13 protein-coding genes are annotated in these 17,129 nt (G+C 42.5%); 2 read left to right on the top strand and 11 right to left on the bottom strand.

The window, feature by feature from the left end; genetic code table 11:
- Nucleotides 1-16: 16 nt before the first annotated feature.
- From MKY19_RS14220 to MKY19_RS14200, 5 genes are all read right to left on the bottom strand, one after another.
- Nucleotides 17-3,964, bottom strand: coding sequence for a discoidin domain-containing protein (locus MKY19_RS14220; RefSeq protein WP_339803757.1), 3,948 nt, complete (start codon nucleotides 3,962-3,964; stop codon nucleotides 17-19).
- A 275-nt stretch (nucleotides 3,965-4,239) separates the two neighbouring features.
- A complete protein-coding gene (locus tag MKY19_RS14215) occupies nucleotides 4,240-4,590 on the bottom strand; it encodes a multidrug efflux SMR transporter (protein ID WP_042188045.1) in 351 nt (116 codons plus the stop codon).
- A gap of 17 nt (nucleotides 4,591-4,607) precedes the next feature.
- Nucleotides 4,608-4,934, bottom strand: a complete 327-nt coding sequence (locus tag MKY19_RS14210) for a multidrug efflux SMR transporter (protein WP_042188043.1) — start codon at nucleotides 4,932-4,934, stop codon at nucleotides 4,608-4,610.
- A gap of 13 nt (nucleotides 4,935-4,947) precedes the next feature.
- Entirely contained in the window at nucleotides 4,948-5,481 is a 534-nt protein-coding gene (locus tag MKY19_RS14205) for a TetR/AcrR family transcriptional regulator (protein WP_052404282.1), read from the bottom strand.
- 91 nt (nucleotides 5,482-5,572) lie between these two features.
- Nucleotides 5,573-6,049, bottom strand: a complete 477-nt coding sequence (locus MKY19_RS14200) for a GNAT family N-acetyltransferase (RefSeq protein WP_339271170.1) — start codon at nucleotides 6,047-6,049, stop codon at nucleotides 5,573-5,575.
- A 125-nt stretch (nucleotides 6,050-6,174) separates the two neighbouring features.
- On the opposite strand from MKY19_RS14200, the gene MKY19_RS14195 reads away from it, so the two are divergent.
- Nucleotides 6,175-7,842, top strand: a complete 1,668-nt coding sequence (locus MKY19_RS14195; protein WP_339803751.1) for a ribonuclease J — start codon at nucleotides 6,175-6,177, stop codon at nucleotides 7,840-7,842.
- Between the two features lie 56 nt (nucleotides 7,843-7,898).
- Here MKY19_RS14195 and MKY19_RS14190 read toward each other — a convergent pair whose 3' ends face one another.
- Together MKY19_RS14190 and MKY19_RS14185 are read right to left on the bottom strand one after the other, a co-directional pair.
- Nucleotides 7,899-8,996 carry a phosphotransferase gene (locus MKY19_RS14190; protein ID WP_339803748.1) on the bottom strand — a complete coding sequence of 366 codons (1,098 nt, stop codon included), beginning with the start codon at nucleotides 8,994-8,996 and terminating at the stop codon, nucleotides 7,899-7,901.
- Nucleotides 8,997-9,085: 89 nt separating this feature from the next.
- The gene (locus tag MKY19_RS14185) at nucleotides 9,086-10,642 is read right to left on the bottom strand and encodes an ABC-F family ATP-binding cassette domain-containing protein (RefSeq protein WP_042188035.1); all 1,557 of its coding nucleotides are present in this window, start codon (nucleotides 10,640-10,642) and stop codon (nucleotides 9,086-9,088) included.
- 232 nt (nucleotides 10,643-10,874) lie between these two features.
- On the opposite strand from MKY19_RS14185, the gene MKY19_RS14180 reads away from it, so the two are divergent.
- On the top strand, nucleotides 10,875-11,459 hold the full coding sequence (locus tag MKY19_RS14180) for an AAA family ATPase (RefSeq protein ID WP_339804305.1): 585 nt from the start codon (nucleotides 10,875-10,877) through the stop codon (nucleotides 11,457-11,459).
- A 117-nt stretch (nucleotides 11,460-11,576) separates the two neighbouring features.
- On the opposite strand, the gene MKY19_RS14175 is transcribed toward MKY19_RS14180, so the two are convergent.
- The 4 genes from MKY19_RS14175 to MKY19_RS14160 all read right to left on the bottom strand — a co-directional run bounded on the left by MKY19_RS14175 (nucleotide 11,577) and on the right by MKY19_RS14160 (nucleotide 17,105).
- Entirely contained in the window at nucleotides 11,577-13,577 is a 2,001-nt protein-coding gene (locus MKY19_RS14175; RefSeq protein ID WP_339804303.1) for an acyltransferase family protein, read from the bottom strand.
- A 178-nt stretch (nucleotides 13,578-13,755) separates the two neighbouring features.
- The gene (locus MKY19_RS14170) at nucleotides 13,756-14,205 is read right to left on the bottom strand and encodes an NUDIX hydrolase (protein WP_339804300.1); all 450 of its coding nucleotides are present in this window, start codon (nucleotides 14,203-14,205) and stop codon (nucleotides 13,756-13,758) included.
- A gap of 36 nt (nucleotides 14,206-14,241) precedes the next feature.
- A complete protein-coding gene (locus MKY19_RS14165) occupies nucleotides 14,242-16,041 on the bottom strand; it encodes a peptidase (protein ID WP_339803744.1) in 1,800 nt (599 codons plus the stop codon).
- Between the two features lie 2 nt (nucleotides 16,042-16,043).
- Entirely contained in the window at nucleotides 16,044-17,105 is a 1,062-nt protein-coding gene (locus tag MKY19_RS14160) for a MoxR family ATPase (protein ID WP_076298997.1), read from the bottom strand.
- Nucleotides 17,106-17,129 lie beyond the last annotated feature (24 nt).

Below are 17,129 nucleotides of genomic sequence, written 5' to 3'. Positions count from 1 at the left end.
TCCCTCACACTAACGCTTAATGAATCGTCAGATTAAAACCGCTCTGAATATAATTCAGGTTGGGGTTAGCGATATTCGTAGTCGTCAGGTTGTTAAACGTTGCTGAACCATTGCCTGTGTAGGTATAGATTGCCGAACCCTGATGTGGCCCAGAGAAACGTGAAGTAGTAATACCATCAAGCCCAGTACCATTAATATTGATGTTGTTAAACACGATATTCTCAAATCCACCACCATAACCGAACTGGATTGCATCGCGTTGTGTATTGATGATATCGATGTTGGTAAAGGTGACGTTCTTGATGGCATCATTCGATGCCTCTAAATCGATGGCTCCACGTTCTCCACCATACAGATCTTTACTGGTACCACTTGTGATAATCGTAGTATCTGAGAAAACAATGCCCGCATTATTCTGGAAATGGTAACCAGGGAAAACGGTGTTCATACGAATACCAGAACCACCTACAGTGTCGATGATGTAGTTGTGATCTGCCTTATGACCGCCGCCTCCAAAGAATGCTATGGCTGCTGCACGCCAGTTATTCTCAATCGTGTTGTAGGAGAATGTGTTATTTACACCCGCCGGAGCACCATTGGTGTTACTAGTCCATACTGCAAGACCATCGTCACCGTTATTTCTTACGTTGGTGTTTCGAACAATCGAATTGCTAGTGCCTTGGGAGTAGTTGATACCATCGGCAAGATTGTTCCGAATCCGGCTGTTTTCAACCACAAGCCCACTGGCATAAATAGCAGGTGTATGAGCATAGTCGCCTACCCACATGCCACATTCAAAATGTTCTACCCAGACATCATGGATAATTGAATTTGTACCAAAGTTATCCATAAATCCTTTGTAAATTGCATTTTGTCCATAACGGGATCGCAAATTCGAATTCATGTAAACATTACTAAAATCTAGCTTGCCGCTAATACGGAGTGAAATACCGCCTCCCGCCGCATTAGGATTAGTAAACTGGAGGTTCGTATGCCAGATTCCAGCACCTGTCACCGTAAAGTTGTTAATCATATTGCTGGCAGAACCAATTTCCCACATGCTGCTAAGATTAAATGTTCCGGCAGGAATATACATGCTCTTACCGCCTGCAACAGCTGCATTCACCGTTGCTTTAAAAGCTGCAAGGTCATCCTGACCATCATTTGCTACAGCACCATAATCTGTCACTGACACGGAGTTCGCCGGACGAGCGACTGCAGTAGGAACGGGTTCGATTTCGAGGAAATCAACACCATACTCCAAGCTATCTCCATTGTTCTTCTGAATACGGATGATATCTCCAGGCTGGAGAGGAGTATCCAATTTCCAGTGGACTTCGTCAAATCGGAAGAGCGGACGCCCAGCACTAGGAGTATCACCAGGCATATCGCCCGAGAAATACTGCCAGCTGTAGTAGGATGTCAACGATAACGTTTTGACTTTTACTCCATTCACATACACGTCAAGTGAACCATTCAGTCCCATACCATCCGAAGAGTCAGGCATAGTAAATCTCATAGTCACACCCGCGCCGCCTTGTCCTTGTCTGACTGTCCATCCCACATTCGAGCCGTTTGATGGAAGGGCTACATAACGCTGACCAGATGCTTCTGAAGCAATTAGTGCTTGATCAAACGTAGGTGCTGATTTCAACGTAGCTCCACCACCGAGAGTAGCATCTTCGGTATCATACCGACTATAAGGCATGCTTGCACCACGTAGAGCATAGACCACCAGATTCGTTGTGCTTATATTGTTTGATTGCTTCGCTGTTAACTCATTAGCATCCACTTCAACAGTAGTGGTTACAGTGTAATTACCGTTGACTGCTGTCCATGTCCCTGGAATCGTGACGTTAACGGAAGCTCCAGCAGCAAGGGTCCCGGAATAGGATCCATTAAATGTTTGAATCGTGGTACCCGCTGAGTTTTTAAGAGCTACAGTAACACCATGAGAACCGCTTGCAGAAGCAATGGTTCCTTGATTCTTGAGATTTACGGTAAAAGCTACTGTACTATTAGCCACTGGATTACTTGGTGTCCAGGTAGTCACACCAACTAAGTCAGAGCTGGAGACTGGAGCGATAACAAGAGATGCCCCGTTCGTATAGCTGTTATTCCCTTCGTTCTGCTCGATAATCACATTGTTCTCATCTACTTTAGCGCTGAGAGCATAGGTCGCAGCGGTTTTGGCTCCAGCGTTTAATGTCATTGAGGCTGTTGTTGATGCGCCTGCAGTTAATAAACCTACTGGAGCAGATCCAACGAGCTCATTGTTTAAGTAAAAGTTGACAGTGGTTGCTGCGGAGCTAGCATTACCGTTGTTCTTAACAACTGCATTTAATGTAATTGCACTTGTCTCGACAGGAGTAGTAGGTGACCAGGACATACCCGTTATCATTAGATCAGGGTTCGCCCCTGGTGTACCGAATACTTGAAACTCCGCGATTTGCCCAGCAGGGGCACCAGAGTTCGAAGTGATATTCAACTGCAGACGTTTAACCGTTGCCGTAACCGGGATGGTTACTGTGTTGCCCGAAGCTGGATTAAACGTATACGATTGAGCCGATACCAAATTACCGAAGGTAGTCGTGTCTTGATTGTGACCGAGCACCTGAATCGTTTGTGTGCGAGTACTCCATGCAGAGGCTGGATTCAGCTTCAAAACGATTGACGTAATGTTGTGGTTCGCCCCTAAGTCGAGGGTGAGCGAACTTGGATTGCTGCCACCTTCCCAGTACGTGCTTGTGTCATTATCGTTCGCATTTGTTGCTACGAACGTTTGTGTACTGGAAGAAGCGGTAATCGTCTTGCCGACAGCAATATTACTCCCAGGAGCAGGTGTTGGTGTTGGTGTTGGTGTTGGTGTCGGCGTTGCTGTTGGTGTGACCGTCGGTGTTGGTGTGATTGTTGGCGTTGGTGTTGGTGTTGGCGTTGGTGTTGGCGTTGGTGTTGGCGTTGGTATTGGTGTTGCTGACGGTGTTGGTGTGGCTGTCGGTGTCGGAGCAGGTGTTGCAGGTGGTGGTGTTGTCGTCGACGCTACAGTGATTTGGTCAAGGTTAACATTGCCAGAATCACCAGCATCATATTTATATGCGATGGTGTTGTTACCCGCATTTAGATTAAGAACTTCTACTTTAGTGCTCCATGAATCCCAATTTGGTAAGTTAGATAATGAGGTCTGGCCAATTTTAGCACCATTGACGTAGACACTTATTGTCTTTGCACTGCCACTTGCATTGGCGTATTTCAATGTCACCTCACGACTACCTGCTGCTGGCACGTTAACCGTGAATGTCGTTGTTGCACCTTGTGTCAAATATCCATCCACGAAGCCCGCGCCGGAGTAACCGGCATGATCCGTGTTCACTTTAGCTCCTCCAGACAGTGAAGCAAATTCAGCTTCATAAGTGCCGGAAGGCGATGGAGTTGGAGTAGGAATAGGGCCACTAGCGCCGTAAATCTCGAATTCAGAGAGCTGAGCTGCCGGCCAACCTGTGTTGCTCGTTACATTCAGACGAACATAACGCGTACTGGTTGAGGCAAAGTCGATGGTAACACTGTTCCCTGCCACTGATGGATTGAATTCATAATTTGCAGAACCTACAATATTCGTGAATGTCGAACCGTTTGTGCTACCTTGAACAGCCAATGTTTGCGTCCGCATCTCCCAACCAGAAGGGAGCTTTAGAACGATTTGATCAATATTCGTATTTGCACCTAAATCGACTTGAATCCATTGCGGGAATGCATTATTCGTACTTTCCCAATACGTGCTTTGATTACTGTCTTTAACATTGTCAGGACTATAAGTTTGTGATTGACCGCTCGCAGTTACATTTTTGCCGAGTGTCAGGTTTGGTCCTCCGGAGGCTGAAACAAAATTAAGTGGGCCCGCAGCCAAGAATAAACTTGAAATCAACATGGATACTACCAGCGACCATACAACATACTTGTTACGCATTTTAATTTTAATCCTCCTTAAATATGTTAGATTCTCAAAAATTCACGAACCTATCAAAGTGCTCAAATGGTAGCGTTTTCAATAGAGATCATCCAGAGCACATTAAAAAGAACCACACCCTCCCTTCACTTTCAGACACACTCATTATAGATAAATAGTAGCTCAAACTATAAGATGTAATTCTACGGAAAAGGTAAGTGATACCATCATCGCGAAACTATGCGATTTATGGAATCTATGACATCCGTTTAAAAATAAAAAAAGAGCCTGATTTATCAGGCCCGTACTTTGTCTTCACCTTTGGCAGGAGAGTTTAATAATACCACTCCTCCTACTATTAATACTATGCCGGCAAAAGTAAGAATACCAAATGGATCTCCCCACACGACAATACCCACAATTGCAGTTAGAACAGTACCTACACCCGACCAAATCGCATAAGCTAAGCTTAACGGTAATTCTCTAAGGCTTATGGATAAACTATAAAAAGCAATAATAAAACCAATAATAACCCCTATAGAAGGGAGTAATTGCGTGAATCCTTCTGACATTTTCAACATTGTAGTCCCTACGACTTCGCTAGCAATCGCTATACTTAGAGCTATATATCCTACATTTCTTTTCATGCTGCAGCCTCCAAATTCTAATGAGCCCCACCTGAGAGCTTCATAATGATTACACCACCAATAATAAGTAGTAGACCTAGTAATTTCTTACGATTAAAATTCTCCTTATAAATAACTACGCCAATTATAGCTGTCAAAGCTGTGCCCACCCCTGACCAAATCGCATAAGCTGTACCTAATGGAATTGTTTTTAACGCTAAAGAAAGACTATAAAATGCTAAGCCCATACCAAGGATCACGCCAATGGATGGGAATACCCTTTTAAACCCGTTAGACACTTTTAGCATTGAACTGCCAAATACCTCACAGATGATCGCTGTTGCAAGTAATACATATGAATTCAAAGATAACCTCTCCTTACTTCGTCATATTTATCAATTCTTGAATGACTTTCGTGCGTAATTCATCATCTAACACACCTAATCCGAACATTTCGGAATACCATAACCCATCTGCTGCCAACCTAATGATAGTGGAGCGTACAGGATCAATGCCATCGTTCTCTATGTTTTGTTGCCACGTTGCATATTGACTTTGAAATTTGTTAAGAATATCTGGATTTGTGAAAAGAGCAGCAAGAAGCGCGGTACCAATCTCTTTGCCCTCTTTAATATCATCATCCATGGCTTTAGTAATAGCACGACTCCACTTCCCTTTTTCAACCGTTTCGCTCATTGCTCTATCTTGAACATTGGTAAAAAAATGGTTCGTTAGATCTTCGACCATCCCTATGATCAAAGCTTCTTTATTTGGAAAATGGTGCAGTAGCCCGCCCTTACTGACCCCGGCTTCTTTAGCCACAGCTTCAAGCGTAAGCTTCTCTACTCCATTATTTTTAACAACTGTGGAAGCCGCCAATAAAATAGTTTTACGTTTAGAATTACTGTTCACATTGATCACCTCTGATATTTACTATACCGTCTGGACGGTTTTATTGTCAAATAAAAAATAAGCCTGCTAATCCAGGCTTACTAAACCATAATTAAATTAACTCTTTAATATACCAAGCATCACATGCGAAATGCTCTGAGCCAGCTAATGGGGCATCTAAAAGTTCGAAGCCGTTTTTCATATAAAAACGGTTAGCCGCATGCATGTTCTGTAATGTCTCCAAATAACATTTATTGTAATGAAGCTTGGCAAAATCCAGCGCCGTATTTAGGAGTTCAGAAGCTATCCCATTACCTCTAACGGACGGAGATAAGTACATTTTTTGCAACTCACATATGTCGCCCTCATTGCCGAAAGGCGCAATGCCACACCCGCCCAATATATTTCCATCTTCTTCCACAACCCAATAAGCCTGATTATCGCTTTGATTGTAGTACTCATATAAATGATGCAGGCTGTCATCTTCCCACGCAAGCCCTGCCCTATTCCCGCCAAACTCAATCAGACAGCTCCTAATAATCTGTTCAATCGCACGATTATCGTTCTTATATATTCTTCTGATGTTCATGATCAATCTGTCCCCTAACTTTTGAATATCAATCTATTGTTATACTATTGTACCACCTCAATGAAAGGATAATTATAAGGGATTTCATACATAATATAGGTGAATTTATAAAAGGAGGGACTTTAATGAAAGTGGCAGCTAAGCAGCTCTGGATTGCAGCATTAGGCGGTGTGAATGAAATTGGTAAGAATATGTATTTCCTGCAATATGCTGATGATATTATTGTCATTGATTGCGGTTCTAAATTTCCGGACGAAAGTCTACTGGGGATTGACCTCATTATTCCTGATGTTACGTATTTATTAAGTAATCTTGATAAGATTCGAGCATTAGTAGTTACACATGGACATGAGGATCATATTGGAGGAATTCCGTATCTACTCAAACAATTAAATCTTCCGATCTACGCATCTCGGTTAACCTTAGGTCTAATTGAAAATAAACTGAGGGAACACGGAATATTACGTCAGACCAAGCTTCATGTCATTGATTCTGAGTCTACTTTACAGCTAGGAGCAATTACTACAACGTTCTTTAATACCAATCATAGTATTCCGGATTGCCTTGGTGTTGTATTCGATACCCCAGAAGGGACCGTTGTTCATACAGGGGATTTCAAATTTGACATGACCCCTGTTAATAAGCAGTATCCCGATATACATAAAATGGCTGACATCGGGAAGAATGGTGTAAAGTTCCTGCTCTCAGAGAGTACCAATGCAGAACGCCCAGGCTTCACCCCCTCTGAAAAACTCGTTGGCGCTCATATAGAAGAAGCATTCATGAAAGCTGACCGTAGAATTTTTATCTCTACCTTTGCTTCAAATGTACACCGTCTACAACAGATCATTGAAGCTGCTCGTTTAACCGATCGTAGATTAACCTTACTTGGCAGAAGTATGGTTAATGTTGTCCGAGTAGCCCAGGAACTCGGGTACTTGAGCATTCCAGATAACATGCTGATCGAGCCTACTGAAGCTGCCAAACTCCCTCCAGAGCAAGTAACTGTATTATGTACAGGCAGTCAAGGAGAGCCCATGGCTGCGTTATCGCGACTGGCTAACGCAAGTCATAGGCAGATGGAAATCCAGGCAGGAGACACCGTTCTGATAGCAGCTAATCCCATTCCCGGGAATGAACGCAATGTATCTAGAATCGTCGATAATTTATACGTGCTTGGCGCTAAAGTCATCTATGGATCACGCAGCGAGCTTCATGTATCTGGGCATGCAAGCCAAGAAGAGCTTAAGTTAATGTTAACCTTGATGAAACCTGAATATTTCATACCGATTCATGGTGAATACCGTATGCTACATCATCACAGCTTATTAGCAGAGGCAGTTGGTGTTAACCCCAATAATATCTTTATTCTAAAAAATGGAGATATCGTCGAGTCATCATCGGGTGTCGTCCGTCAATCTGGCCGAGTGGCAGCTGGACAAACCCTAGTGGATGGCCTTGGGATTGGAGATATTGGTAATGTCGTTCTTCGCGATCGTCGCCAGCTGTCAGCAGACGGTATTTTGATTACAGTGATTACATTAAGCCAAGAAGATGGACGTTTATTAAACGATCCGGATACCATATCCAGAGGATTCATCTATGTCCGTAACTCAGAAACTTTAATGGAGGAGATCAACAAGCTGGTAACCTCTACCCTTCAAAAGATGAGTGAGGCTGACCTTGGCGAGTGGAATATCATCAAGCAGACCATCAAGGAGACCCTAAGTAGATTCCTGTACGAAAAAACGAAACGACGTCCAATGATTCTCCCCATCATTATTGAGGTGTAGCAAAAAGGAGCTCCTGTAATAGGGGCTCCTTTTTCATATCTAATGAGAATTAAGAACTATGTTATCCATAATTTCAATGTCTCTGCTTCTAGCGTCATTTTTTGATGAATAATAATGATTTGCTCTAGCCGATTAACCCGCTCCTGAAGATTAGCGTTTAACAGGTCAGATTGTAGCTGAGCATTTAGAGAAAAGTATTGTGGCACTTCCCAGACACTACGTAAAGCAGTGCTTAAACAATAACCATATCTTGCAAGGGATTCGTCCCCTTGCCATCCGCTAGCCTTTAATCCTTTGATATACGAATGGAATAAAGACTCTTTGAATTCCTCGTAACGATGGATGGGAATCACACCAAGACTCATATTTACACCAAACATTTTACCAAGATCTTCACCTAAACCTGATATGCTCATAAATTGCCAGTCTATCAAAACTAACTCTCCGTTTTGAGTTAACAACATATTCCTTTGACTGAGGTCCTGATGGGCTAATACTCGCGGCAAGTGATGGAGAGCATTCAAGTTACTGTCTATCCGCTTCGTGAAGTCTTGGAACCAAACCCAAAGGCTTCGGTCATTGTCTCTATGTAATTGATGAATATATTCTTCAGGGTTAGGTGCATACATTTTACTTGCGGTAGTCCAAGATCTAAGCCAGCTTCTACATATCCATTGGTTATTAGGAGTGTTCTTTCCTGAAAGATAAGCTCCATTAAATCGGCCTAACCGTTCAGCGATAATATCAAACTGCTCCTTTCTATGTGCAAATCCCCCTTCAATTCGTTCCATCCATAACCATACGGTACCATCTACTTGTTCTTCAACAAGATAACACTTAGGAGCTTGGATTGAGCTAGGAAGCTCATCCAGAATCTTAGATTCAAAGACTAGGGCTTCTCGTCGCCAGTAATTGTGATGTGCTGGATCCTCTTTTTCTACACTATCAGACTTAATGATCTTTAATATGATTGACCATGGAAGCTGCTCGTTATTAATTAGTGCGATACCCTGAAGATGAAAGATACCCGCTGTTGTAAAGTTAGGTGTTTTATAATCTAAATCCTCACATGTGAAATCGACTATTTCTATTTCTTGTTTTCCAAAAATTCGTTGAACACTGATGTTAAGCTGATCCATTTTATTCTCTAACACATAGACCCTCCCCACTATCCATAAAAAAGCCTATAAAGCGTAACTGATTCGTTAACACCTCATAGGCTTGTTCAATAAAGATTTGCTTATTAGAATACTTTTGTTGTCCAATCTTCGCAATTCCAGATATCGGTGACAATGTCTTGATAAAAATCTGGTTCGTGAGAGATCATGAGAATGCTTCCCTTATATGCTTTCAGCGCACGTTTCAGTTCATCTTTGGCATCGATATCCAAGTGGTTCGTCGGCTCATCTAATACGAGAATGTTGGTCTCACTGTTAATGAGTTTACATAGACGCACTTTAGCTTTTTCTCCACCACTTAGAACAGCAATCTTACTTTCGATATGTTTCGTGGTCAGTCCACATTTGGCAAGGGCAGCACGTACTTCGAATTGTGACAGGGATGGGAATGTATCCCAGATCTCCTCGATACAAGTCTTGTAATTGCCTTCTTTCATTTCTTGCTCAAAGTATCCAATCTCTTGATGGTATCCACGTTCTACCGAACCGGACAATGCTTGGATTTCGCCTAAGATGCTGCGAAGCAAGGTGGTTTTACCGATCCCGTTCGCACCGACCAACGCGATCTTTTGTCCACGCTCCATTAACAAATTAAGCGGTCTGGACAACGGTGTGTCATATCCGATAACCAATTCTTTTGCTTCGAAAATCATCTTGCCTGCAGTTTTACCTTCTTTAAAGTTAAACTGTGGTTTTGGCTTCTCTTTTGCAATCTCGATAATTTCCATCTTGTCGAGCTTTTTCTGTCTGGACATTGCCATGTTACGGGTAGCTACGCTTGCTTTGTTACGTGCAACGAAGTCTTTCAGCTCTGCAATTTCTTGTTTCTGACGGTTATAAGCAGATTCAAGCTGTTGTTTTCTCATTTCGTAGACCTGTTGGAATTGCTCATAGTCACCCACATAACGAGTCAGCTTTTGATTTTCCATATGGTAGATCAGGTTGATAACGCTGTTCAAGAAAGGCATATCATGTGAGATCAGAATAAATGCATTATCATACTCTTGAAGATAACGTCTCAGCCATTCAATATGCTGCTCATCCAGATAGTTCGTAGGCTCATCTAGGAGCAAAATATCTGGTTTTTCAAGCAACAGCTTCGCAAGCAAGATTTTGGTACGCTGGCCACCACTAAGATCAGCTACGTCACGATCCAATCCAATATCTGTGATTCCTAAACCGCGCGCGGTTTCTTGAATCTTCGCATCGATCATGTAGAAATCTTGGTTTGTAAGTGTATCTTGAATCGTACCCACTTCTTCAAGCAGCTTTTCCAGCTCTTCAGGCGACACGTCACCCATTCTGCCGTACATATCATTCATCTCTTGCTCAAGATCAAAGAGGTATTGAAAAGCGCCTCTGAGTACATCTTGAATGGTCATTCCTTTGGTCAACACTGCATGCTGATCGAGGTAGCCAACACGCACCCGTTTGGACCATTCAACTTTACCTTCATCTGGCTGTAGCTTGCCTGTAACAATATTCATAAAAGTGGATTTACCTTCGCCGTTAGCGCCGAATAATCCGATATGCTCGCCTTTTAGAAGACGGAATGAAACATCCTTGAAGATCGCACGATCTCCAAAGCCATGACTTAATCCTTCTACATTTAATATGCTCATTTATGGACACCTTTTTCTTATTTTTCTCGCTATATTATAAGCAGGATTACACAAAAACTCAATGGAGAAGCAAAAAAATATCATATTATGGACCGTAACGCGTAATATCTCAGGTAGTCTGTTCCTATCTGTCTGATGGAGATATTGCGCTGGCGATTACTCACTATCTTTTATATGATAGTATGCAGAGATACATTATGGAGTTGAATTGAGGTTCTAAGGAGAGACAATGATGAACAAACTTGTATTTTTTCTAGGGCCAGCTGGGGCAGGCAAAACGACATTAGCTAAAGCGATCGCTTCCCGGCGTAAAGTACCCTTCTTTGATATGGATATTCTATTACGTCCAGCAGCTGACGCCATTATGACCTTTCACGGATTGGACCCGGCAGACAGAGACTCTGCCGATTACAAAAGATTATGCCGTGATTTGGGCTACCGGATTACGATGGATGCAGCGCTAGACAATATAGGCCTGAATGTAGATGCATTTGTGGTTGGGCCATTTACTAAAGAAGCTGCCAACCCTGACTGGATCAGCAGTGAGTTATCTCGAATCGGACGTTCGCTGCAAGATGTTGAGGTTAAAGTTGTCTTGGTCGAACTAGCCAATGAGGAATTGTATCGGACACGAATTCACGATCGACAATCACCATTAGATGAATGGAAGTTCCAGCATTGGGATGAATTTCGCAAATCATTTGGAAACCGCAGTGTGAAGTGGCCGCTTCCACGTTCTAATGTGAAAGTGATCGATAATTCTGATCCAGACATAACTAAGACTGTGGCTGTGGTGGAGCATTTTATCTACGACTAGGCATTAATTAGCTCTTCAATGATCATTCGTTTACGAAAAAAAAGACCGGCAAAGAGAGAGCTCTCTTGCCGGTCTATTAAAATATAATATCAAAAAGTTTGGAGATTCAATTAATTCTTACTTACTTTCCAAGGCTTTCGCAAGAAGTGAGGCGTAACACTTGGAGCCCTCTGGTTTAAGATGCACACCATCTTGGTAGAAATAATCGTCTTTTCCTTCACTTGCAGAGTACCAGTCTACTACGGTCGTATTACTATATTCACTGGAAACTTTTGAAATATTGTGATTCACATTATTCTCCCATTTTCTTGGAACCCGTGTATTGACCAAAAAAATCTGCTCAGCATCACTTAATGAATCCAGTAAATTACGTAATTGCTTTGAACTAAAGGATCCGTTAGTCCCAAGCTCGATTATAACCTTTTTACCCAGCCGGCCTTGAGCTTTAAGCTGATCCACTACCTCCTGAGCTTTAGCCATCTGCCGACCGATCTTTCCCTCGATGACAATGCCAGGTAATTCCTCTGAAAGGTATGGTGCTGCATCCAAAATGACAGAATCTCCAATGGCCGTAACATCCGTTCCAGCTTGACTCTTCTCAGCCACAGGTTTCTTTTCTTCAGGAACAGATTTTCCCACTTCCGATTCAGGCTTTGCTATTTCTGTATTTGTAGTTCCCACCTTAGTATCAGCTTTTTTCACTTCAGGTTCAGTTGTAGCTGTTGCCAAGGCTGGTATTGATGGTTTATCAGTTATATTTTCGTCTATCGCTTTATGATCTGCGGGATCATTCTTTCTTCCCATATCTTGTTGTTCTTGCTGCTGCAGTCGTTGTTCTTGCTGTTGCAGCTGTTGTTGTTCATACTGCAAATCTGCCGATTCGATCGCAGACGTATCCGATCCAGCGTTTAACAAATAACCTTTACATGCGATTGGGATAAGAATCACAGCAATAATAGCCATTAAGAAGCCTGGACGAAGACCACCCCTTCGTTTTACACTGATGTTCTTCCAAGTTTCTTTAAATGAACCTCGACGAATGGGCTCCTCCACATACTTATATGACAATGCAGCTAGAAGAAAACTTACTGCTACCTGAATGATGATCCGAAGCATGCTGCTTTCTTCAGTACTCACATTAGGACTACTAAGGATAATTACTGGAAAATGCCATATGTACAAGCTATATGATCGCAGCCCGATCCAACGCAAAGGTTTACAGCCTACGATCGATCCCAGACGGCTAGCAGGATGAGCTAGAACGGCAATAACTACAGCTGCAATCAAAGAAATCACTAAAAACCCACCACGGTAAAGTAAATCATCGAACTCATTAACCTGATTAAAAAGTACCAACAATAGAATGAGTCCTAATCCCCCTACAATATCAAGCACACGCCGAGCCGGTTCTGAGACGTTATCATTAAGTTTCTGACTTGGCCAAGCAACTGCAAGTGCTGCTCCAATGAGAAGCGCAAATAAGCGGGTATCCGTTCCATAATATACTCTACTTGGGTCTGTCCCCGGTACGTAGATCAATGCCATGGCTAAAGCCGAGACTGCTGCGCAAGCCATAATCCATGCAATAAGCTTACCTCGCCGACGAGCGATTTTCATCACGATGATGAGAACTATTGGCCATAGAATATAAAACTGTCCTTCAATAGAAAGCGACCATAAATGTCCGATAGGAGATGGTGGGCCAAAGCTTTCAAAATAGGAAACATTATGAAATATTAGCCACCAGTTATTGAAATAAAATAAGGAAGACATAAAGTCACCCTTTAGCCCAAACAATCTTGATGGTTCTATAATTAAAAGCCATATGGCAACCACAAAAAGCATAACGGCCATCGCAGGCAACAGCCTCCGCGCCCTACGAACCCAAAAGTCTACAAGGTTCAGCCTTCGGTGCCGCTCCCACTGGCTAATGATTTGGTCAGTAATGAGATATCCGGAGATTACAAAAAATATTCCAACGCCGAGAAGTCCACCCTCAGCCCAATTCAGATTCAAATGATATGCGATTACAGCGAGTACTGATAAAGCCCTTAGACCATCAATTCCTGGCACATAACGCCTGCCGCCTACAGATTGTATAGAAGACTGGCTCCTCATATTATTTCTGAAAAGCTTCGTGTTGTCTTTCATAATGTTTCAGTCCTTACCGTCGATTTATCGTTCATAAGTAAGACGCTGTAAACGTATGAAAAGTTCTGTAATCAACTGAAAATGTTATAAAATAAAAAAAATGAATCTTTGTTGATCGAAACACTTGTCCATTGTGCTCCCTATATTAACTCAGATGTGTAATAATAATTTCTTCAACTTCTGTACCCCGTAACTCTACGTAAAAAGGCTGCACCTCATCATTTAGACAATACTCCAGCCGCAGTCTGAGGTTTTTCCATGTGACCATTTCCAATGCTTGTTCTAGCGAGAAAAACCCAACTTCTAAGCTCTCGGAACTAGTAGCAGGTTCGCCGCCGATGGCTTTCCCTAGAAATAGGTTAGTACAAATAGATCGATCAACATTTTGAAAAACTCCGCAGAACTTATTAATCTCTATATCAATGCCCGATTCTTCTTTGGCTTCCCTGATTGCTGCTTCTATAAGGGTCTCCTCCTCTTCAACCTGTCCGCCTGGCATCTCCCATCCTCTACGTGGACCTTTTATTAATAAAATCTCTCTTTGATCATTGAATACAACGGTAGCTGCGGAAAGAATATGTTTGGGGGGATTCATATCCATTGTTACCTCGCTCTAAATTTATTCTAAGCCCTAATTAATTCTGAATACAGGTCCTTTGGGTGAGAAAGGCAAGTCATTTCCCTTGGGCAAAATATAAGCATGGTCTCTTTTAATGGTCAGCTTGTCACAATAACCATCTGTAATAATTAGAAGCGGTCCTTTTTTCGGAAAATCCTCAGCTTGTTGAATCAAATCAATAGCTGGTTGTAAGATCGTTCCCCCTCTTCCCTTCACTTGTACTCGATCTGCGATAGCCTCGGGGGGCATGTAACCTGCATCATAAGGACAAGCATCACAAAAGATAATCCGTGCAAAAGGAACATCACGAGCCTGCGCATAACTTGAAATGGCCCCTAATGCTTTGGCCAGAAGCTTTTTATCCATTGAGCCTGAGGTATCTAAAATAACTCCAAAAGTGCGACCATCATCTGCAGCACCGCTATGAACCCATTGTGGTCGAGGGATATCAGGCGTAGAAGATTGACGTCTGCTAATTCGTGAATAAGATCTGGTCTTCTCAAGCGGTGAAAAATAATGATCAAACCACCGAGCAAGCTCTACATCCCATTTAATAGGTGGCTGGTCCAGCGCTCTAATCTCTTCAACTAGGCCTGACGGTAAAAGACCGCGACTTTGCTCTTCATGATACATAAGTCCTTGTTGCATCGCATTTTTACAGAAATCATCTAGCGTCTGTCCTTCTCTCGCATCCCAAAAACTTGATGAACCGTTATCTAAAATGTCACCAAGTCCATTCCCTCTCAAGGTTGCCAGTTTCTTATAAGTGCGGATATCTCCGACCATACGATCATAAATCGTTTCAGCAGATAAACCTTTAAGCTCAGGATCTAATAAGAGTCCAATTCGCGGATACTCCCCTACACTCATTTCTACTAGCCATAGATTTATTACGTAGTCACAAGCCACATTCCAAAGATAATGATCCCGGCCAAGACATCGCTCGTGATGCTGAAGCCCCGCATGCAGAAGCTCATGTGCCATCACGAAAATACACTCCTCGTCGTTTAGTCCGGCTGCAGGGTTCATAAATATTTTGCGCTCAATAACGTCAATGGCAGCTATGGAAATATCAAATCGCCGACATATCGCTGGATCTTCTATAATCTCAAAGCCGGCGGCAAGCGCACCTAATAAAGGATATCTGTCCATAAACCATCGTTTTGCACGTTGTGGAGCGGTTAATGAAAGTGCAGGGTCACTAATAGTATTAGCATGGCCTCCAGCAACACTTACTGCATTCGTCACAGCATTAGATAACCCATAAGCAAAATAGGCTTCCCAATCCGGTGCTTTTCCCCAGTATCTTTTGGTGGTTTCTCTAACATTCATATCCAGTTTTGAAACACCCGCAGTCCCAAAATATCTGGAGGTGTCCGGAATTCCTTTTATCATAAATTGCTCGTAAAGCTGTTGTTCATCTTTAATTGTAAGATCAATTCGCGACTCCATATCTGCGGGTACTTTCCCAAGTTTCAAGTCATTTAAAAACTTTGCTATGTACACATCACATGCAACGTTCCACGCCACTTGATTCTCTTTACTCTTTAAATGTCCAAGACCTAAATGAAGAAAACAATGTGCCAAAACGTACATCCATTCGGCAACCTCGCCACGCCTTTTAGGATGAGTGTAAATATAACCGTTATTAGTGACAATTGCCCAGCCGTCTTCAGGATAGGGACTATTTTCATTATGGATAATCGAAGCTCGAACAGATAACGGTGCAAAAATAGGATGATCCGCGATTAACGAACATGCTTCATTAAAATTTTTCAAAGCGGGATTATCTGGTGTTGTTTTTTTAGCCATATTTACCCCCGCTCTTTTATTGCAAGACGTGGTAAATCACGTACAATTTCAACCATTAACCAATCTGGAATATTATCACTTTGCTCCTGCTTAGCAACTACTAGCTGTGCAATTTCAAAGCTAATGACGGACAGGTCTTTAATCAGCTTTTTAACAGTGTGTGCAAATTGGCGATGTCCATCTCGTACGTTATCTTTAATCGGAGGGAGTTCTTTGATAATCTGGGCACGCAAGGATTGCGCCAGGAAATACAGGAGATCCCGATCTTCTGGAGCCGTTGGAAATGAGGATTTACCATCTATAATTTGATTAAGTTCATATTTTCCAGTTAGATTTTTATAAAAAGCCCTGAATTGTGTGGCGTGAGAAGGTGTCAGTGAACCATTCGCTAAAATCCCCACGGCATCCACATTTATATCATCCCCAAACTCATGTAGTGCATCACTAAGCATATGCCAAGAGCGTGGCGTGGAGAAAGGCTCTTCAGTCTTTGGAGGTGCACTCCACAGATGATCGGGACGCAATTCCAGATATTCAATAACCATAGGATGAATGCTATTCTCATATGCCCAAGAGATCCAATTCTGAAAAGATACATTTAGCTGTATATGGAACATCCGATTGATAAGCGCGGAGGACATAGGTTTAACAATTGCACTATCTTGTGCACGGTTACCAGCTCCTATTACTATAGAGCCCTCAGGTAGGTGATAATCGCCGATGCGGCGTTCGTGGATAAGACTATAAAAAGCTTTTTGCACCTCTTGAGAACAGGCATTAAGCTCGTCTAAGAACAAGCAATACGGTTCGTCCCGAGCTATCATTTTCGGAGGACAAAATTGGCTCTTGCCGTTAACGATTTGAGGTACCCCAATGATGTCTTCCGGTGCTAGTTGAGAACCCAGAAGAGAAACACATGGAAGACCCACCTGATCAGCAAAAGCTTCTACAAGAGAAGACTTTCCAATACCAGGCGCCCCCCAAATAAAAACAGGGCGGATCACAGAAACGTTTAGAAGTACTTGCATAAGTTGAATAGGTGTTACAGGAGTTGCTAGGTTCAAATAAATGCTCCTTTTTTATATGAT

Source organism: Paenibacillus sp. FSL R5-0744 (assembly GCF_037972555.1).
Taxonomy (GTDB): Bacteria; Bacillota; Bacilli; order Paenibacillales; family Paenibacillaceae; genus Paenibacillus_AQ.
This window is presented reverse-complemented; position numbering and strand designations above follow the sequence as displayed.